18 protein-coding genes and 1 pseudogene are annotated in these 17,774 nt (G+C 60.8%); 12 read left to right on the top strand and 7 right to left on the bottom strand.

The window, feature by feature from the left end; translation table 11 throughout:
* Positions 1–228 precede the first annotated feature (228 nt).
* Both D3870_RS22910 and D3870_RS19655 read right to left on the bottom strand, forming a co-directional pair.
* On the bottom strand, positions 229–654 hold the full coding sequence (locus D3870_RS22910) for a hypothetical protein (protein WP_119742719.1): 426 nt from the start codon (positions 652–654) through the stop codon (positions 229–231).
* A gap of 10 nt (positions 655–664) precedes the next feature.
* Complete coding sequence (locus D3870_RS19655) at positions 665–1,099, bottom strand: nuclear transport factor 2 family protein (RefSeq protein WP_119742717.1); 435 nt, start codon at positions 1,097–1,099, stop codon at positions 665–667.
* 87 nt (positions 1,100–1,186) lie between these two features.
* Between D3870_RS19655 and D3870_RS19650 the strand changes: the two genes are divergently transcribed.
* The gene (locus tag D3870_RS19650; protein WP_119742715.1) at positions 1,187–1,864 is read left to right on the top strand and encodes a TetR/AcrR family transcriptional regulator; all 678 of its coding nucleotides are present in this window, start codon (positions 1,187–1,189) and stop codon (positions 1,862–1,864) included.
* A 504-nt stretch (positions 1,865–2,368) separates the two neighbouring features.
* Here the strand turns inward: D3870_RS19650 and D3870_RS19645 are convergent.
* On the bottom strand, positions 2,369–3,793 hold the full coding sequence (locus D3870_RS19645) for a HupA family protein (RefSeq protein ID WP_147375873.1): 1,425 nt from the start codon (positions 3,791–3,793) through the stop codon (positions 2,369–2,371).
* 260 nt (positions 3,794–4,053) lie between these two features.
* Between D3870_RS19645 and D3870_RS19640 the strand changes: the two genes are divergently transcribed.
* Positions 4,054–5,088, top strand: coding sequence for a class I fructose-bisphosphate aldolase (locus D3870_RS19640; protein ID WP_119742711.1), 1,035 nt, complete (start codon positions 4,054–4,056; stop codon positions 5,086–5,088).
* Positions 5,089–5,123: 35 nt separating this feature from the next.
* Here the strand turns inward: D3870_RS19640 and D3870_RS19635 are convergent, their stop codons facing one another.
* Entirely contained in the window at positions 5,124–6,338 is a 1,215-nt protein-coding gene (locus D3870_RS19635; protein ID WP_119742709.1) for a 6-phosphofructokinase, read from the bottom strand.
* 277 nt (positions 6,339–6,615) lie between these two features.
* On the opposite strand from D3870_RS19635, the gene D3870_RS19630 reads away from it, so the two are divergent.
* From D3870_RS19630 to D3870_RS23185, 5 genes are all read left to right on the top strand, one after another.
* Positions 6,616–7,326 carry an RNA polymerase sigma factor gene (locus tag D3870_RS19630; protein WP_119742707.1) on the top strand — a complete coding sequence of 237 codons (711 nt, stop codon included), beginning with the start codon at positions 6,616–6,618 and terminating at the stop codon, positions 7,324–7,326.
* Complete coding sequence (locus tag D3870_RS19625; protein WP_119742705.1) at positions 7,323–7,850, top strand: DUF4142 domain-containing protein; 528 nt, start codon at positions 7,323–7,325, stop codon at positions 7,848–7,850. Before D3870_RS19630 ends, D3870_RS19625 begins: the two co-directional genes overlap by 4 nt.
* Positions 7,851–7,860: 10 nt before the next feature.
* Positions 7,861–8,214, top strand: a complete 354-nt coding sequence (locus D3870_RS19620) for a cupredoxin domain-containing protein (RefSeq protein ID WP_242490113.1) — start codon at positions 7,861–7,863, stop codon at positions 8,212–8,214.
* A 77-nt stretch (positions 8,215–8,291) separates the two neighbouring features.
* Entirely contained in the window at positions 8,292–9,884 is a 1,593-nt protein-coding gene (locus D3870_RS19615) for an FAD-dependent oxidoreductase (RefSeq protein WP_242490112.1), read from the top strand.
* 192 nt (positions 9,885–10,076) lie between these two features.
* Positions 10,077–10,313 carry a LuxR C-terminal-related transcriptional regulator gene (locus D3870_RS23185; protein WP_158590525.1) on the top strand — a complete coding sequence of 79 codons (237 nt, stop codon included), beginning with the start codon at positions 10,077–10,079 and terminating at the stop codon, positions 10,311–10,313.
* Between the two features lie 286 nt (positions 10,314–10,599).
* Here D3870_RS23185 and D3870_RS19605 read toward each other — a convergent pair whose 3' ends face one another.
* A complete protein-coding gene (locus D3870_RS19605; RefSeq protein ID WP_119742699.1) occupies positions 10,600–11,040 on the bottom strand; it encodes a thioesterase family protein in 441 nt (146 codons plus the stop codon).
* A gap of 265 nt (positions 11,041–11,305) precedes the next feature.
* Here D3870_RS19605 and D3870_RS19600 point away from each other — a divergent pair, with 265 nt between their 5' ends.
* A complete protein-coding gene (locus tag D3870_RS19600) occupies positions 11,306–12,481 on the top strand; it encodes a DUF3182 family protein (RefSeq protein WP_242490111.1) in 1,176 nt (391 codons plus the stop codon).
* 79 nt (positions 12,482–12,560) lie between these two features.
* Here D3870_RS19600 and D3870_RS19595 read toward each other — a convergent pair whose 3' ends face one another.
* Complete coding sequence (locus D3870_RS19595; RefSeq protein ID WP_119742697.1) at positions 12,561–13,016, bottom strand: Hsp20 family protein; 456 nt, start codon at positions 13,014–13,016, stop codon at positions 12,561–12,563.
* Positions 13,017–13,216: 200 nt separating this feature from the next.
* On the opposite strand from D3870_RS19595, the gene D3870_RS19590 reads away from it, so the two are divergent.
* From D3870_RS19590 to D3870_RS19580, 3 genes are all read left to right on the top strand, one after another.
* Complete coding sequence (locus tag D3870_RS19590) at positions 13,217–13,768, top strand: dihydrofolate reductase family protein (RefSeq protein ID WP_119742695.1); 552 nt, start codon at positions 13,217–13,219, stop codon at positions 13,766–13,768.
* A 60-nt stretch (positions 13,769–13,828) separates the two neighbouring features.
* Positions 13,829–14,683 carry a bifunctional hydroxymethylpyrimidine kinase/phosphomethylpyrimidine kinase gene (gene thiD, locus D3870_RS19585; RefSeq protein ID WP_119743154.1) on the top strand — a complete coding sequence of 285 codons (855 nt, stop codon included), beginning with the start codon at positions 13,829–13,831 and terminating at the stop codon, positions 14,681–14,683.
* A 98-nt stretch (positions 14,684–14,781) separates the two neighbouring features.
* Complete coding sequence (locus D3870_RS19580; protein ID WP_242490110.1) at positions 14,782–15,315, top strand: gluconokinase; 534 nt, start codon at positions 14,782–14,784, stop codon at positions 15,313–15,315.
* A gap of 27 nt (positions 15,316–15,342) precedes the next feature.
* On the opposite strand, the gene D3870_RS19575 is transcribed toward D3870_RS19580, so the two are convergent.
* The gene (locus D3870_RS19575; protein WP_242490109.1) at positions 15,343–15,963 is read right to left on the bottom strand and encodes a GntR family transcriptional regulator; all 621 of its coding nucleotides are present in this window, start codon (positions 15,961–15,963) and stop codon (positions 15,343–15,345) included.
* A gap of 166 nt (positions 15,964–16,129) precedes the next feature.
* Between D3870_RS19575 and pruA the strand changes: the two are divergent.
* Positions 16,130–17,752 (top strand): annotated as a pseudogene (gene pruA, locus D3870_RS19570) (L-glutamate gamma-semialdehyde dehydrogenase).
* Positions 17,753–17,774: the final 22 nt, after the last annotated feature.

The following is a 17,774-nucleotide window of genomic DNA, read 5'->3' as shown; positions in this document are numbered from 1 at the left end:
CGATAGGTGAATGATCCACCTATCGAGGTGTCTGTGTAAATTAGACCACTACACTATGAGGGTCTGTTCCTGGCCGCACAGCGCCGGATTGACGATCACTAGGAGCGGCGGCTATAGGTTGGCTTCCGGACTGTCGCCCGTCTGGCAAGAAATGACGCAGTCGACCCGAGGCGGACGCTCACACCACGCCGACACGCCGCCTGAAAGCTGCCGCTGGTTGTCCGAGTACTACGATGCGCGCAATTCGCGCGTCGCGCTGCTCAAGCTCTCGGGCCGTGCGCCGATGCGCGTGAATACCAGCCACGCAAACAGCAGCACGCTGCAGCCGACGACGATCGATGCGATACCGATCAATGGTTCGGCCGACTGGAAGCCCTTGATGCGCAGTGCCAGTGCGCCGAGCATCACTGGGGCACCAACGTTGTACATCCAGAACTGCCAGGCAGCGATGCGCCCCTCGTTGATCGACGGATGCACTGTGCCGATGAGCCCGAACAGCGCCATCGACACCCATCCCAGCAGGTTGATGTGGGCATGTACCGGGAACAGCGAGTGGTCGCCTGAAGCGCCCATCGCCACGCCGAGCATCACGCCGACTGCGAAGTAGGCGGCGGCGAGCCGAAACCATGCGCGCGAACGGAGGTTGTGAGTCATGACGTGCTCCTCATGCGCCGTGCGGCGCGTTCAGTTGCTGAAGGATGGATGCGAAGTCGAGCCAGACGTTCTCGCGCCTGATCTGGCCGTCCGGTGCCATGTCGAAGACGTGCAGCAGCCGGAAAGCCAGGCGCCGCCCGTGCCCCGGAATGCCGAACGGCGTGCCAGGCGCGGTGCCCTCCCACAGACTTTCGTCGACGACGAAGTCCGGGCCGTAGTAGCGGCGTAGCGTGGTCACCTTCTCGCCGGCAAGATCGGCGAACAGGCTGTCGTAGAAGCCCCGCGCTGCGGTCTTGCCGCGCACCGGCCCGGTGGGATATCCCACGACATCATGCTCGACGTCGTCGACCATCGTACTCAACACACCGTCGATATCGTCTTCGGCCTCGAAACGGAAATGGCGGTCAATCATGCGATCGAATCGCTGTTGCAACTCAGCATCCATAAGAGACACCCTCCTGCTTGGTTGGTTGAATAAGCGTGTATAATGAGACCATCGTCTCATTATGAGACATTTATCTCATTATTTTCCATGCCAACCACAAAGTCAAGCCCACCGCTCAGCGACACTGATCCGGAAGGCCGCGCCAACCAGAGGCGCCGCACGCGTCAGGCGCTTATCGATGCCGCCCTCGCATTGCGCGACGAGGGCCACAACCCCACCTTGGCGGAAGTCGCCGAGCGCGCGCTGGTGTCGCGCGCCACGGCGTATCGCTACTTCCCATCGATCGAGGCGCTGATTCGCGAGACCGCGACCGATCGTGGCATGAAGCCGCTCGAGCGCTTCTGGCAACCGGGCGACGACCCCGTCGAGGGCATTGGCCGGGCGGCGAACGAGTTGAACCGGCTCTTGATCGCCGACGAAGTCGGCCTGCACGTCATGGAGCGTTCGTTCATGACGGTGTGGCTCGAAAGTGAGTCGCATGAGACGCCGTTGCGGCCGGGCCGGCGCATGAACTACATCGAGCCGATCGTCGACTCGCTGAAGGACGTGTTAACGCCGGCGGCGCGCAAGCGGCTGAAGCAGGCGCTGACAATCGTGATGGGCACCGAGGCTTTGATCGCTGTGCGCGACATCAGCCGCGCGAGCATCGACGAGGCACTCGACGCCGCCGCCTGGGCGGCTCGGTCGCTCGTACGCCAGGCACTTGCGGAGGCCGAGCAAGCGCGCCGCAAGCGCAGCGCCAAGTCCCCACTTGAGAGAACCTGAGCCCTGCGTGCGCCGCGCCCAGGAGCGCCTGCGATACGGGCATGCGTCACGAGAGCCGGAAGCGCTCATGCGAAGCGCCCCGAAAGCGGCCGGTCGCGTGGGGCCGTTCCTGGCCGACTGCTGTCTGACGACAATTTTCATTGAACGGCCGGATATCATTCGAAACCGGACCATTGGGCAGAGCCGACGGCTGGTTCGTATGGGCGGCCAAGGTATCGGCATTCCGCTGATCGCCCCGAAATGAACGAGTGCGATCTGCCGAAATCACTGATCACGACCTAAACAACAGAGAACAGCGTAATCACGAGAGGCCCTAATAAAGTGCTCTCAAAGCCCGGCATGCATGTGCCATAAAAGGAGGTTTGCAACAGAATTCATCGTTGCAAACTGAAAAACCAGCATTGGCGACGTGGCTGGAATGTAAAACCCCTCTTGCTTGCTTTTTCACGAAAAAACAAGGCGACCGCGCCTTGCAGCAGCGGCCGCCCGTCAATATGCGATGCCTTACTGTCTGCGCCCGATGAAACCGCCAATTGCAGTCTGGCCGGAGGTGTCGTTCGAGAGCGAGAACGCGCCGCCGATCTCTGCGGGAATCGCGGCAGCGGTGTTTTCGGGGCCGAAGTAGCGGCCGCTCAATCCACCCTTCAGCGTGCCGTTGTCCACCGTGCCGGTCAGGTAGTTCGCGGTACTTGCGCCGGCCGCGCCCATTGCTGTCGTTGCCCGCAGCGTGACCGGTAACGCCGTCGCCGCAGCGTCGTTGCTCACCGTCTGGTCGACCGTGACGATGACTTCGCGTGCAGCGAAATTCACCGTGACCGAGGCGTTCCCGCGGAACGGTATCGCGTCGTCGGACGCATTGCGTGCGTACCAGCCATAGGCAATACCGGTGTACACGGCGGTGCCGCTGGCCGGAATGCTGGCGGGTGCGGCGACCTTGCCGAACGCGACGATGCCGCGGCGGTTCTTGTTGTGCTCCTTGCCCAGGCGGGCCCATTCATTGAGCAGCACGGTGTCCTGCGTGGTCCATGCAGCCAGGTTGCCGTACTGGAAGCTCAAGCCGTCGAAGCTGCGATAGCCCTTCGAGCCGGGGAAGGGAACGCTGAAGCCGTTGCCGCCGGGAAGAGCGGTCGGATTGCCGCCCGCGTCCGGCACATCGTTGCCGGCATGGACATCGCCGTCGCCATGCAGACGACCGGCTCTCGCCACGTCGGGATCGCTGCCGCCGCTGCGCCAATCGCCCTGATGAAAAGCCAGCCCGGCGGTCTCGATGTCGGGGCAGAAGGCGGCAGCCGGTGCGCAGCGCGACGGATTTCCGGTACGCGGGAAATAGCGGTTGTTCGCATAGTTGGCCTGCGTAGCGGCAACGTCCTTGCGCGCAAAGTCGAAGAAGTCGAGATCGGAGCTCGGCGGCAGCGCGAGCGAAGTGATCGCATCGTTTGTGCCGAGTACGGTGCGTCCCTGAGTGGGATCGAAGGTTTCGACGATCACCGGCCGCTCGACCTTGCCATCCCACGACAGGCCCAGCGTACGCAATATCAGTTCCGCCTTCGAGATCACGCCGCTCGCATCCCGTGCGAGCCGCACTTCGGCCAATCCGCCGGACGCCAGAGCGAGACCGGTGGCGGTGGTCGGATCGGCGATCACTGCGGCGAGGTCGCTGGTCGACTTGCCGTAGACCTGCACGCCGGAGCGCGTCAATGTCACGCCGTTGTCGGTCCGGATGACGCTGCCGCCGCTGCACTGGAATCCATCGTTGCAGCTCATCATCATCGCTGTGTCGCTTGCCGAGTTCGATTGGTCGGTCGGCGTTGTGGTGCCTTTGGTATTCGGATTTGCATTGCCGCTGGAGTCTCCACCGCCGCCACCGCAACCGGCCATCAATAGCGAGAGGTAAAGCGGAATGAGTTTTCTCTGCATGGTTCGCGTCATGAGTGTGCTCCTTTTGGTTAATCTCAGGAAAGTTGTCGTTAATGTAATCAGGCAACAAACCCCTCGCATTGCGCTTGCGCAAGAAAAAGAAATCTTACAGGCAACGATGATCAATTCCGTATCGCAACGTTCATGTGTCTGCATGGACACATGTTGGAAATCAAGCTCGAATCAATTGCATATGGCGATGTCACATCATCAGTGACAGCATGGTTTCAGTGCTTGTCGGGATGCGTCATTGGAGTTCACAGGAGACCGCAATGAATATCGACGAACTGAAATCGGTGGCGCGCGCCATCGTTGCGCAGCAGAAGGGCATCCTGGCTGCGGATGAAAGCGGGCCGACGATCAAGAAGCGCTTCGATTCCATCCAGGTGGAATGCACGGAAGAAAGCCGCCGCCGCTACCGCGAGCTGATGTTTACTACCGCAGGCGTCGAGCAATATCTGGGCGGCGTCATTCTCTATGACGAAACGCTGCGTCAAGCGGCGAAGGACGGCACTCCCTTCGCGACGCTGCTGTCGAGTCGAGGCATCATTCCCGGCATCAAGGTGGACAAGGGCGCGAAGATCCTGGCGATGCATCCAGCGGAAAAAATCACGGAAGGGCTGGACGGCTTGCGCGAGCGGCTGGCGGAATACAAGCAACTCGGAGCGCAGTTCGCGAAATGGCGCGCCGTGATCGAGGTTGATGCGCATGCGGTTCCGACGCCGCTTGCGATTCGCGCCAACGCCCATGCGCTGGCGCGCTACGCCGCGCTGTGCCAGGAGGTCGACATCGTGCCGATCGTGGAGCCGGAAGTCTTGATGGACGGCGCGCACGGCATCGAGCGCTGCGAAGCCGTCACGTCAGAAGTGCTGGAGCAGGTATTCATCGAGTTGGATGCGCATTGCATCGTGCTGGAAGGCATGCTGCTCAAGCCGAACATGGTGATCCCCGGCATGAAATGCGCACAGCAGGCCAGCGTGCATGAAGTCGCCGAAGCGACGCTGCGCTGCCTCAAGCGCCATGTACCGGCGGCGGTTCCCGGCATCGTGTTCCTGTCCGGCGGACAGAGCGCGGCGGATGCCACCGATCATCTCAACGCGATGAACATGATGGGGCCGCAGCCGTGGCAAGTCAGCTTCTCTTACGGGCGCGCCTTGCAGGCGCCGGTGCTGGCGGCGTGGAAGGGGCAGGAAGACAATGCGGACGAAGCGCAAAAGGCATTTTTCGCGCGCTGCCAGTTGAACGGACTGGCGCGCGCCGGAAAATATTCGCGCGCAATGGAGGGAACGGCATCTGCGGGAATATGATGCCGGACGCGTCGTTGTTCAGCGCGCAATGCCCGTCACTTGCCACGCACCTTCGCAACCGGACTCGCCCGCAGCCGGAATGCGTCTGGCATGCCGGATCCCAGTAGCGGACGCAGATAGCGGCGGAAGGCATCGGTGATGTCGGTGCCGCTGGCGGAGATGAATTCATCTTCCATCACGCGCGTCTTGCCGGCGACCGCATCCAGCGCGAGCAATTCGTAATCGACCGCATAGTCGCCGATGCGCTTGATCGCGACCGAGCCGTCGCGCTCGCCCCACATCGCGAACTGCACTGCCTTCTCGCCGGCCTCGCGCGCTTCGCGCTGATCCACGTCGGACACGCAGCCGATGAAAGAACGCTGCAGATAGCCGAAGGTGTCGCCGCGCACGCGCTTGATCCTCAGCTTCGACTTGATTTCCTCGCACAGCAGATCGGCCAGCGCGCCGGTGCCGGACAGTTGCACGTTGCCATGCGCATCGCGCTCCACTTCCTTCGCCAGCAGGCTGGCGATCGGTGCGCCCGATGCATCGTGGATGCCTTCGGACACGGCAATCACGCAGCGCCCGAAACGTTCATATGCCGTCTTCACGTCAGCCAGAAAGCTGTCGATCGCAAAGGTGCGCTCCGGCAAATAAATCAGGTGCGGCCCATCATCGGGAAACTTCCTTCCCATGGCCGATGCCGCCGTCAGGAAACCGGCATGGCGTCCCATCACCACGCCGACGTACACGCCGGGCAGGGAGGCGTTGTCCAGATTCGCGCCGGCAAAGGCCTGCGCCACGAAGCGCGCCGCGGAAGGGAAACCGGGCGTATGGTCATGTCCGACCAGATCGTTGTCGATCGTCTTCGGCACGTGAATGCAGCGCAGCGGATAGCCCGCTTTCTGCGCCTCGGCGCTGACGATGCGCACCGTATCGGCCGAGTCATTGCCGCCGATGTAGAAGAAGCTGCCGATTCCGTGCGCACGCAGCACTTCGAAGATGTCCTGGCAATACTTGACGTCCGGCTTGTCGCGCGTGGAACCCAGCGCGGAGGAGGGGGTGTTCGCCACTAACTCCATGTTGTGGCTGGTTTCCTGCGTCAGATCGAGGAAGTCCTCGTTCACGATGCCGCGCACGCCGTGCCTCGCGCCGTAGACCCGCTCGATGTCGGGGAAGCGGCGCGCTTCAAGCACCACACCAGCCAGCGACTGATTGATTACCGCTGTCGGACCGCCGCCTTGAGCAACCAGGATTTTTCCGGAACGCATCTTGATCTCCTCTCGTTGTGCCTGAATTGAAATCTTCTGGATGATTGTAGTGCGATCGGACGGCGAGTATCGCGATTGCATCAAGCTTGCCGGTCGCCGGGGAGGAAACAAAGACCGGCGTACTCGCTGCACAAGGTTGGCGGGGGGCGCGCGAATTGCCATTTTGCATATCCGCCGAGAAGCCGTGCTGCCTGGCGCATCCGCGTCTTCGGATCCGGGAACGCCGCAAGAACCGCTTTCATCTAATGCAATGACATCGTAAAAATACGACGAGACCATGCACAAAACCGCCAGCACGGCCATCAAGGCCATCGACAGGGACATGCCGGACATCGAGCTTGCGCGGCAAGTCGCGGCCGGCGATCAGCAGGCATTCGAACTGCTGATGCGGCGCTGCAACCGGCCGCTGTATCGCACGGCGCGCAGCATCGTGCGGGACGATGCCGAGGCGGAGGATGTGGTGCAGGAGGCGTATCTGCATGCGTATCGCAGCATCGGCAATTTCAGGAGCGACGCAAAACTGCAGACATGGCTGACCCGCATCGTCGTCAACGAAGCCATCGCGCGCTCGCGCAAGGCCAGCCGCCGTGCCGAGGTGATCCGGCTCGACGGCGACGTGGAGTCGATGGCAGAGGTGGATACGCATGATGAATTTGGCGAACAACCGGAGCGTGCCGCCATGCGCGACGAAACAAGACGCTTGCTCGAAAAGAAGATAGACGGATTGCCCGCCGCATTCCGCACGGTGTTCGTCCTGCGCGCGCTGGAGGAAATGAGCGTCGAGGAAGTCGCGGTTGCCCTCGGCATCCCGGAAGCGACGGTGCGCACGCGATTCTTCCGCGCCAGAAGTCTGTTGCGCGAAGCCCTGTCGCGTGAAATCGATTTCGCGCTTGAGGATGCTTTCACTTTCGGCGGCGAGCGGTGCGACCGCATCGTTGCCGCTGTACTGAAGCGTCTGGACGATTCCAATGAAAGGAACCAACCATGAAACAGCTTTCCATCACTCTCGCAGCAGCCGTATTTTCCTTGACGAGCGCAGCATCCCTGGCGCAATCGGCCGGTGCGCCCAACGATGCGCAGATTGCAGCCATCGTTGTCGCTGCCAACACGGCGGACATCAACGCCAGTACGCTGGCGAAGTCCAGGGCGCAAAGCAAGGAAGTGAAAGGCTTTGCCGAGCACATGGTCACGGATCACTCCGGCTCCAACAAGCAGGCGACGGCGCTGGTGACGAAACTCAAGGTGAAACCGGAAGAAAGTGAGACCAGCAAGAAACTCAAGGATGACGGCGCTGCGAACGTGAGCAAACTGAAAGGCATGAAGGATGCCGAGTTCGACAAGGCCTATATCGACAATGAAGTGACCTATCATCAGGCCGTGCTCGATGCCATGGACAAGACGCTGATACCGAGTGCGAAAAACGCCGAACTGAAGAGCCTTCTGGAAAAGACGCGCCCCGTTTTCGACGACCATCTGCAAATGGCGAAGAAGATTCAATCGTCGATGAAGTAGAGGCGGCATCGTGGCTATCGTGCCGGCACGGAACAGGCTTCGATACCTCGCGGTGGCGACATGCGTTGTGACTGCATTGTTGTCGGTTGACCGGGACACGCATGCAGATCCGCCGCGAACGCGCACCGTGGTCATCGAAGCCTTGCGCTATACGCCGCAGACGCTGGAGGTCAATAGCGGCGACACGGTCATCTGGCGCAACAAGGATCCTTTCCCTCATACCGTTACTTCGGAAGGCCGCGGCTTCGACTCCGGAGAAATCGCCGACGGCAAGTCGTGGAAATTCAAGGCAAGTCAGAAAGGCAGCTTTCCGTATGTATGCACGCTGCATCCGACGATGAAGGGAAGCCTGATCGTCAAGTGACAAGGGAGTAATGAGAAACCCTCGGACCGGCATGCGCCCTCCGGGCGTTTCTGGTTTGCATTGCAAGGATAGAAGACATGAATCACCTCCAACATGGATCAACTTCCGTCTGGATGGCGACGGCAAGCATGCCGCAGTTTCCCGCACTGCAGGCAAACATCGACACTGAAGTCTGCGTGATCGGCGCGGGCATCGCGGGGCTGACCACTGCGTACTTTTTGTCGAGGGAAGGCAAGGCGGTCGTGTTGATTGACGCGATGGATGTCGGCGCGGGCGAAACCGGCCGGACTACCGCGCATTTCTTCCCGCCTGACGACCGGTATTTCAAAATCGAAAGCGCGTTCGGCACCGACAAGGCAAGGCTCGTTGCGGACAGCTATCGCGAAGCGACCAGCCTGGTCGAATCGATCGTGCGGAATGAAAAGATGGATTGCGAGTTCGAACGTCTGGATGGCTATCTATTCTCGATGACGCAAGAGGGCTATCCCGACCTCGACAAGGAACTGGCAGCTGCCCGCAGGGCGGGCGTTGACGTGGAAAAACGTGAACGGGTGCCGGGCCTGAGCTTCGATACCGGGCCGTGCCTGCGATTCACGAACCAGGCGCAATTTCACCCGCTCAAATACCTGAGCGGACTGGCGGCTGCCTTGGTTCGCAACGGCAGTCATATTTACACCCACACTCGCGCATTGAGCGTCGATGGTGACAATGCTCTTCAGGTAGTAGCAACCCGGAATGGCGAGATCCGCGCCAAGGCCGTAGTGGTGGCGACCAACACGCCTTTCAATGATCGTGTGGTGATGCACACGAAGCAGGCCGCTTATCGGACGTATGTGCTGGGATTGCGCGTGCCAAGGGGCGCGGTGCCACGCATCCTGCTATGGGATACCGGAGATCCGTACTACTACGTTCGCCTGGAAACGTCCAACCGGAATGCGGAACACGAAATTCTTGTGGTCGGCGGCGCGGATCACAAGGTGGGACAGGATGAGCATCCGGAGCATCGCTACGACGAGATCGAGGCCTGGGTGCGGCAGCGATACCCGTTGGCCGGAGCGGTCGAGTTCAAATGGTCCGGCGAAGTCATGGAACCGGCGGACGGGGTGGCGTATCTCGGCCGCAATCCGATGGATGACAGAAATGTCTATGTGATCACCGGTGACTCCGGCAACGGCATGACGCACTGCACCGCCGGAGCCATGCTGATCACCGACCTGATCATGGGACGCAGCAATGCGTGGGAAGACCTCTATGCTCCATCGCGCAAAGCCCTGCACGGCATGTCGGATTTCATCAAGGAGCAGGCGAACACCTTGTCGCAATATCGCGACTGGCTGCAAGGCGGCGAGGTCGAATCGGTGCGGGAAATCGCGGCAGGGCAGGGCGCAATCGTTCGCGAGGGCACAAGGAAACTGGCGGTTTATCGCGACGAGGGAGGCGGACTGCACGTGCTGTCCGCCGCCTGCACCCATCTGGGCTGCGTCGTGGCCTGGAATTCGGCCGAACAATCGTGGGATTGTCCATGCCATGGATCGCGTTTCAGCGTTGAGGGCGAAGTTCTTCACGGTCCTGCAATGGCCTCGCTGGAAATGACGTCGTCATGCGAGCAATCGGATATTCCGAATCCGCCGAAAGATTCCCGTTCGGCCAAGGGACACAAGCAGTTGTAGGAGGATGCAAGCGGCGGAGAAATTCATTCTGGCAAGCTGCGTTCTCCTGCAGCAGCGCGGCCATGGCATCCGTCATTGCCTTGACGCGCGGCGAACGCCGGACATCCGGATGCATGATCATCCAGATGTCCGGCTCGCCGGCGCTCCATGGTCGTGAAGAGGAAGCAGCGTCCGATCGTTTTGCGCGAGAGAATGCGCGACACCATCGCACGACTGGCCTGTGATCGCCATTTTCTGCTCAGTCACGGCCTGTTGATGGCCTCCTCGCCGCTGACACCGACCGAGTACAAGCTGCTCCAGTTGCTGCTGACCGATGCATCTGATAAGCGGATTGCGGAACGCATCGACCTTGCCGAGTCCATCACGCACCAGCACGTCATGACGATCTTCCGCAAGTTCGGCGTGCGCCGCCGAGCGGGGCTGATTTGATCGGTTGGGTTCGGTCCAGTTTTTTCCCCCATGTACTGCACGTACCGACGAACTGTCGGCCATCACGAGAGAGAAATCCAGCCGGTCGGCACCGCGCAGCCGGGCAAGAAAAACGAGCTGTAGTTTGGTCCATACCCCTGCCTTTTGCCATTGTTCTGTGTCATCGCCGGAAGGCAGACTCCCTCGACCGCGCATGACGATTTGCTTCCTGCTCCCAGACTGGCAGCCGAACACGCTGAACAACGCGTGTCCATGGCGCGCGACACCATGTCTTTGCGGATGTGATTTATACCCAGTTGACCTTCGCGAACTTGCGATGGAAGGCTTCCGGCATCGGCACCACTTTCGTGCTTTTGTAATTGAAGAACACGAAGCCGGACTTGGCCATGGCGATCAATGCGCCATCGTGCGGGCGGGTGATGCGGAACGTGATGTCGCCGCCGTACTTGTTGAAGTCCATCACGCCGACTTCAAACTGCAAGCGGTCGCGCGCATGCGCTTCGGTCTTGTAGGTCGTTGCGAGGTCGGTGACGATGATGCCGACGCCGTCTTCGCGGGTTTCTTCAATGCCATATTCGAACAGAAAGCGCGCCCGCGCCTCGGAGATCATCGAAATCATCGAGTCGTTGCCCAGATGGTTGGCGGAGTTGATGTCGGTGACACGCACGGTGAGCTGGGTCGAGTAGCAGTATTGGTCTTCGGGGAATTCGAGTTGCAGGCGGGCCATCGTGGGTCTCGGTGAAGGTGCACATTTGGTGCACGCCTCGCGGGGATGAGGGAGGCGGATTGGCATTCTACCTGCCGTGGGCGCGTTCTGCGGACGCCCATGTTCGGCATCAATCCGACCGGACGTTGTCGTGCGGGCAACGCCGGGTGCGAATGCTCTGTGGCAATTCGTGCAACAGGCGGCACTCCGTAATAAATTCTGGATTCGTTGCATTGGCGGTTGCACAATGCTCTGTGCAACGCGAAAACCCATGGAAGGGGCGCCCATGAAGTCCATTCGTCAGCTGCGGCAGCAATATGCGGAGTCATGCATGGCCGGCCCGTCGGACATCGGGCGCGGTACGGTCGTGTTGTGGCCGGATCGCTTGCATGGCGATCCACTCGGCCATGAGCATGTCACGCACGATGCGCTGGCCAGGAGACTGGCGGCACTCAAGGGTTGCGAATTCGGCGGATGCTTCGATGCGGCATGCCGGTATGACGGGCCGCTGTATTTCGTGCCGGGCGATACGCTGTCGTCCATCGATCATGCGCAAGGACTCGGCATACGTGACGAACAGGATCTGTTCGGCGGCGTCGTGCCGTTTCCGTTTGCGGCGACCAAGGTCATCACGCATCCTCTGGTGCATGCCGAAGCCGCTGCGCCTTGCGGCTGGCCATGTGATTTTTCCCGCTGCACGGGCGACGCGGTGTTGCACGGTTTTTCGGCATTCACGCCGCAGGATGCCAGGAGTGCCGGCCTGCGTCTCCTGACGCTGGGCAGTGTGCGCATCAAGAAGCCGCGCGGCGTCGGCGGATCGGGACAATCGCTTGCGGTCGATGCCGATCAACTGGAAGCGCAGCTCGATGCAATCGATGACGACGACTTGCAGCGCTGTGGATTGGTGCTCGAACAGAACCTGTCGAATGTGACGACGCGCAGCGTCGGGCAGGTGCGGGTCGGTCCTTTGCTGGCAACGTATTGCGGTGTGCAGCGTTTGACCGTCGGCAATGACGGCAGGCAAGCATATGGCGGTTCGGATCTGCTGGTGGTGCGCGGAGGCTTCGATGCGCTGCTTGCGCTCGGGCTTGCGGGCGAAGTGACGCTCGCGATCATGCAGGCTCGCGCGTACCATGCGGCGGCAATGCAATCGTTTCCCGGCATGTTTGCGTCGCGCTGCAATTATGACGTTGCGCAGGGCATCGATGATGCAGGGCGCTGGCGTTCCGGCGTGCTGGAGCAATCGTGGCGGATCGGCGGCGCAAGCGGTGCGGAAGTGGCGGCGCTCGAAGCCTTCTGCGACGATCCCGCGCTCGCTGCAGTCCGTGCTTCGACCACGGAAATTCACGGCGACAATCCGGTTGTGCCGGATGACGCAATCGTGTACTACCGTGGCGTCGATGCCGATATCGGCGCGCTGGTCAAATACTCGACGCTGAAACCGCACGCGGCGGAGCGATGAGCATTCCGGTAATGAAAAACGCCAGCGGGTTGTTTTCCGCCGGCGTCATGCAGCTGATGGTGGGGATGGTGGCGATGGTTTATGCAGCCTGGCGATTGAACAGTTCCACGTTGCCGCTGCCGTTGATCTCGATCTTGCGCGGCTTCAGCGCCTCGGGGATTTCGCGCACGAGCTCGATACTGAGCAAGCCGTTGTCGAGGTTCGCGCTCACCACCTTGACATGGTCGGCCAGTTGGAAGCGCTGTTCGAAGTCGCGCGCCGCGATGCCGCGATGCAGGAAGGTACGCTTGGTTTCATCGCGCTGCTTGCGGCCGATGACCTTGAGCGTATCGTGTTCGCTCTCGATATCGAGTTCCGAACGCTCGAAGCCGGCCACGGCCATCACGATGCGGTATTTGTCCTCGCTCACCAGTTCGATGTTGTAAGGCGGGTAACTCGGCTGCGAATCGGTGCGCTGCGCTTCGTCGAAGAGTTGCGCCAGACGGTCGAATCCGATGGCGGAACGGTAAAGAGGGGTGAAGTCATAAGTACGCATGGCTATCTATCCTTTCAAATTAAGCGATATGATGTGGCGGACCTCCGATGAGCATCCGCTGAGTCCAACGTAGGTATGGCCGCCATGCTTTTCAAGGCCTTGAAAAATCGGTGGGCGATCATCATCTATTGATGATTTTTCGTGCAAATGCCTTCTCGCCTCGGACATGCAGAAATCTCTTTCTCACTGATCACACCGCCATGCAAGTATCCGTGTACATCGCAACCAGTCTCGATGGATTCATCGCGCGCCCCGACGGCAGCATCGACTGGCTGATCAACGCCGGTAATCCGGGCGATTCGGAGGATTACGGCTATGCGGATTTCATGGCGACGGTGGATTGCCTCGCGATGGGCAGAAATACTTTCGAGAAGGCACTGAGCTTTCCCGAATGGCCCTACGAGGGCCGGCGGGTTGTGGTGCTCAGTCGCAGCTTGAGCGAAGTGCCGGAATCGGCAAAGGGCAAAGTGGAATTGTTTTCCGGCACGGTGGGGGAGTTGACGCGAACATTGAAGGCCCAGGAGGTGCGTCGCTTGTATATCGATGGCGGCAAAGTCATTCAATCCTTCCTGCAAGCCGGCCTCGTCACCGACATGACGCTCACCCGCATACCTGTCCTCATCGGCGATGGACTGCCGCTGTTTGGCACGCTGCATGAGGACGTGTATGCGGAACACGTCGAGACAACATCGTTCAAGTCGGGCTTCACGCAATCGGTATACAAATTGCGTGCGCAGCAGGACGCGAACTGAACAGCAACCAATTCAATCAACAGGAAGAATGCAGTGACGCAGCAGAACACCCCGGACGACATGCAATTTCCCGACATGCCTTTTCGCTACCCGCGTGTGTTGAGCATCGCCGGCTCCGACAGCGGCGGCGGTGCGGGCATCCAGGCCGACCTGAAAACCTTCGCCGCGCTCGGCTGTTTCGGGATGACAGCCATCACCGCGATCACCGCCCAGAATACGCGCGGCGTGACCGGCATTCATGCCGTACCGGCGGAGATGCTGGCAAGGCAGATCGATGCGGTCGCGACCGATATCGGCGTCGATGCCGTCAAGATCGGCATGCTCCATGATCCCGAAGTGGCGCGCGTGGTGGCGCAGGCGATCCGGCGCTACGGATGGCAACGGGTGGTGCTCGACCCGGTGATGGTGGCAACCAGCGGCGACCGCCTGATTGCGCAGGAAACGGTCGCCGTGCTGGTGCAGGAACTGTTCCCGCTGGCGGCGGTGGTGACGCCGAATCTCGACGAGGCGGCGCTGCTGCTGGGACGTCCCTTGCAGGATGAATCGCAACTGGACGAAGCCGCCGCCGACCTGATGAAACTGGGTGCGCAGGCGGTGCTGCTGAAAGGCGGCCATCTTCCGGGCGAGCATTTGACCGATGTGCTGCTGCAAGCGGATCAGGCTGCGCTGCGCATGTCCAGCCTGCGCATCGCCAGCCGCAATACGCACGGTACAGGCTGCACGCTGTCATCGGCCATCGCATGTCATCTGGCGCTCGGCGATTCGCTCCCCGATGCCGTGCAGCGCGCTCGCAGCTTCATCTACCAGGCGATCGCGGAAGGGGCCGATGTCAGAACCGGCAATGGGCACGGCCCTCTCAATCATGGCCATGCGCCGCTGCCGTTGAAGAAACTTCCGTTGGCGAAGAGGGACTGACGCGAATATTTTCGCGGCAGGGCGGGAGCCGGGCGGCAACAGGCTGTCCGGACAATCGCAAAGCAGCTCGTCACGCGGCAGAAAGGATGTCAATCGCCATGGCGACGAAGGCAAACGGGACGGCAACTCCACCGCGGCGCTGGATCGTCATGGGCGTCAGCGGCACCGGCAAGAGCGAGATCGGGAGTCGGCTTGCCGCGCGGCTGGGCGTCGAGTTTGTGGAAGGCGATGCGGATCACTCGCCGGCCAACATTGCCAAAATGGCGGCCGGCATCCCCTTGAACGACGAGGATCGCCACGGCTGGCTATTGCTGTTGCAGGCGCGGATCGGAAAGGCGGCGGACGAGGGCAGGGGACTCGTGCTTTCCTGCTCCGCATTGAAGCGGCGCTATCGCGACATCCTGCGCGGCGGCGACCCGAATCTGGCGTTCGTGCATCTTGCCGGCGACCGCGAATTGATCGCGGCGCGCATGCTGGCTCGCCGCGGACATTTCATGCCGATGACGCTGCTCGACAGCCAGTTCCGTGATCTGGAATCCTTGCAGGATGATGAGCGAGGCATTCGCGTCGATATCCGGCTGCCATCCGAAGCAATCATCGAGCAGCTCATGCAGTCTTTTCAGAACGATTAGGGCCTGCTGCCGTTCCTGCAAACCGCCCTACAGGGCTTGCTTCATCCTGTCAGTTGCCAGCAGGTTCTTCTTGGTTTCCAGAATGTGCAGTTCCAGCAGCTTGACCGCCGCATCTGCATCCCCTTTCTTGCAGGCATCGAGAATCTCGTAGTGATCGGATTGCGGGCCTTCCTTGCCGGTCGCAATCGACATCATTTCATGCGTGTAGCGGTCGGTATTCAGGCAGAACTCCTCGATCAGTCGCCGCAGCTTGAGGTTGTTGGCGGGCGCGCTGAGGGCGAGGTGGAAGCGGCGATTGTATTCCGCCCATTCCGTGATGGATTCCGAGGCGGAATACGCGTCGAGGATCTCCTGCATCTGGTCGAAATCCATCTGCACCATGTTCGGAATGCTGAGTCTGATTGCGTGGCATTCCAGTGCGACGCGGATATCGAGCAATTCGCAGATCTGGGTGACATCCATCTCGATCACGATCGCGCCCCGATTGCGCTCGTAAGACACCAGACCTTCCGTTTCAAGTTTCCGCAAGGCTTCCCTGACCGGGATGCGGCTGGTACTGAAGCGTTCTGCCAATGCATCCTGCCGCAACTGGGTGCCGGCGGGAAGGGTGCCTTTCAGGATTTCGTCGCGCAACTGGTCGCGAATCATTTGAGGCAAGCCTTTGGATGGGGCGGAAGAAGAGCTTCGGGGGTGGGCCATGAGGGCGGATTCTTGATGTCAAAAGTCAACGAGGGCTCTATTGTGCCTGAATAAATCTCCTGCTACACTGCATCCACTCTTTTATATTTTGGATCCAATTTAGAAAAATCGTATTATGTTGACATCTAACCAGTATCCAACGTTCCCGAACGAGCCGGTTCTTTCCTACGCTCCGGGCTCCCCCGAGCGTGCAGCGCTTCAGGCTGAACTCGAAGTCCAGAAGAACCGTAGCATCGACATCAGCGTCGTGGCGAACGGCGAACGCCTGTTTGACGAAGATGGCACGACAGTGCGCGCGCCGCATGATCATCAGCGGGTACTGGCGAAGGTCAGCCTTGCGGGAGCCGATGGCATTCAAAAGGCGATCGATGGCGCATGCGCGGCCCAGCGCGACTGGAGCCGCTGGACCTTGTAGGAACGCTCCGCCGTCTTCCTGAAGGCCGCGGATCTGCTGGCCGGACCGTGGCGCGCAAAACTGAATGCGGCCACGATGCTCGGTCAGAGCAAGACCGCCTATCAGGCGGAAATCGATTCGGCCTGCGAACTGATCGACTTCCTGCGCTTCAATGTGCAGTTCGCGCATGAAATCGAGGCCGGGCAGCCGCTGTCGTCCGCCGGTGTGCGCAATCGTCTGGAATACCGTCCGCTGGAAGGCTTCGTCTACGCCGTGACACCGTTCAATTTCACGGCTATCGGCGGCAATCTCGCCATCGCGCCGGCATTGATGGGCAATACGGTGGTGTGGAAGCCCGCCACCACTGCTGCCCTCAGCAACTACCTGTTCATGGAACTGCTGGAAGAGGCCGGTTTGCCGAAAGGCGTGATCAATTTCGTCCCGGCCGATCCGATGGAGATGAGCGATATCGTCCTCAAGCATCCGTCGCTGGCAGGGATTCACTTCACCGGATCGACCGCCGTGTTCGATTCACTGTGGTCCGAAGTCGGTCGCAACATCTCCAACTACCGCGCCTATCCGCGTCTGGTCGGCGAAACCGGCGGCAAGGATTTCGTGCTGGCGCACGCGTCGGCCGATGTCGATGCGTTGGTGGTCGGGCTGGTGCGCGGCGCCTTCGAATACCAGGGCCAGAAGTGCAGCGCGGCCTCGCGTGCCTACATCCCGGCATCGCTCTGGCCGGCGGTGAAGGAACGCCTGGTCGGCATGGTGCAGACCATCAAGATGGGCGATGTCTGCGACTTCAGCAATTTCATGAGTGCCGTGATCGATCGTCGTGCGTTCGAACGGATCGGCAACGCGATCGGCCAGGCAAAGGCGGACGCCTCGGCCTCCATCCTGGTGGGCGGCGGCACGGACGACAGCGTCGGCTATTTCGTTGCGCCGACCGTGATCGAGGTCAGCGATCCGCAACACGCGCTGATGAAGAACGAAATCTTCGGCCCGGTCCTGTCGGTCTACGTCTATCAGGACAGCCAATGGGATGAGGTGCTCAAGCTGGTTGACGGCACCAGCCCCTACGCATTGACCGGCGCGGTTTTTGCTCGTGATCGCGCAGCAGTGCAGCAGGCTGCACAGGCATTGCGCTTCGCGGCCGGTAATTTCTACGTCAACGACAAGCCGACAGGCGCTGTCGTAGGTCAGCAGCCCTTCGGCGGTGCGCGTCGCAGCGGCACCAACGACAAGGCCGGGTCCGCGCTCAACCTGCTGCGCTGGGTTTCGCCGCGCACGGTGAAGGAGACATCGGCGCCACCGACCGACTATACCTATCCGTTCATGGCGTAGCAAAAACCGTCCGGGGTTCCGG

Origin of the sequence: Noviherbaspirillum cavernae, from assembly GCF_003590875.1 — a bacterium.
Classification (GTDB): domain Bacteria; phylum Pseudomonadota; class Gammaproteobacteria; order Burkholderiales; family Burkholderiaceae_D; genus Noviherbaspirillum; species Noviherbaspirillum cavernae.
This window is presented reverse-complemented; position numbering and strand designations above follow the sequence as displayed.

Excerpts from the sequence above, each read along its gene's own strand:
- D3870_RS19615 (WP_242490112.1), top strand. The coding sequence starts at position 8,292 with ATGAATCACCTCCAACATGGATCAACTTCCGTCTGGATGGCGACGGCA.
- D3870_RS19650 (WP_119742715.1), top strand. The coding sequence starts at position 1,187 with ATGCCAACCACAAAGTCAAGCCCACCGCTCAGCGACACTGATCCGGAA.
- D3870_RS19630 (WP_119742707.1), top strand. The coding sequence starts at position 6,616 with ATGCACAAAACCGCCAGCACGGCCATCAAGGCCATCGACAGGGACATG.
- D3870_RS19635 (WP_119742709.1), bottom strand. The coding sequence starts at position 6,338 with ATGCGTTCCGGAAAAATCCTGGTTGCTCAAGGCGGCGGTCCGACAGCG.
- D3870_RS19600 (WP_242490111.1), top strand. The coding sequence starts at position 11,306 with ATGAAGTCCATTCGTCAGCTGCGGCAGCAATATGCGGAGTCATGCATG.
- D3870_RS19655 (WP_119742717.1), bottom strand. The coding sequence starts at position 1,099 with ATGGATGCTGAGTTGCAACAGCGATTCGATCGCATGATTGACCGCCAT.
- D3870_RS19575 (WP_242490109.1), bottom strand. The coding sequence starts at position 15,963 with ATGATTCGCGACCAGTTGCGCGACGAAATCCTGAAAGGCACCCTTCCC.
- D3870_RS19580 (WP_242490110.1), top strand. The coding sequence starts at position 14,782 with ATGGCGACGAAGGCAAACGGGACGGCAACTCCACCGCGGCGCTGGATC.
- D3870_RS22910 (WP_119742719.1), bottom strand. The coding sequence starts at position 654 with ATGACTCACAACCTCCGTTCGCGCGCATGGTTTCGGCTCGCCGCCGCC.
- D3870_RS19595 (WP_119742697.1), bottom strand. The coding sequence starts at position 13,016 with ATGCGTACTTATGACTTCACCCCTCTTTACCGTTCCGCCATCGGATTC.
- D3870_RS19590 (WP_119742695.1), top strand. The coding sequence starts at position 13,217 with ATGCAAGTATCCGTGTACATCGCAACCAGTCTCGATGGATTCATCGCG.
- D3870_RS19605 (WP_119742699.1), bottom strand. The coding sequence starts at position 11,040 with ATGGCCCGCCTGCAACTCGAATTCCCCGAAGACCAATACTGCTACTCG.
- D3870_RS19645 (WP_147375873.1), bottom strand. The coding sequence starts at position 3,793 with ATGACGCGAACCATGCAGAGAAAACTCATTCCGCTTTACCTCTCGCTA.
- D3870_RS19640 (WP_119742711.1), top strand. The coding sequence starts at position 4,054 with ATGAATATCGACGAACTGAAATCGGTGGCGCGCGCCATCGTTGCGCAG.
- D3870_RS19625 (WP_119742705.1), top strand. The coding sequence starts at position 7,323 with ATGAAACAGCTTTCCATCACTCTCGCAGCAGCCGTATTTTCCTTGACG.
- D3870_RS23185 (WP_158590525.1), top strand. The coding sequence starts at position 10,077 with ATGCGCGACACCATCGCACGACTGGCCTGTGATCGCCATTTTCTGCTC.
- thiD (WP_119743154.1), top strand. The coding sequence starts at position 13,829 with ATGCAATTTCCCGACATGCCTTTTCGCTACCCGCGTGTGTTGAGCATC.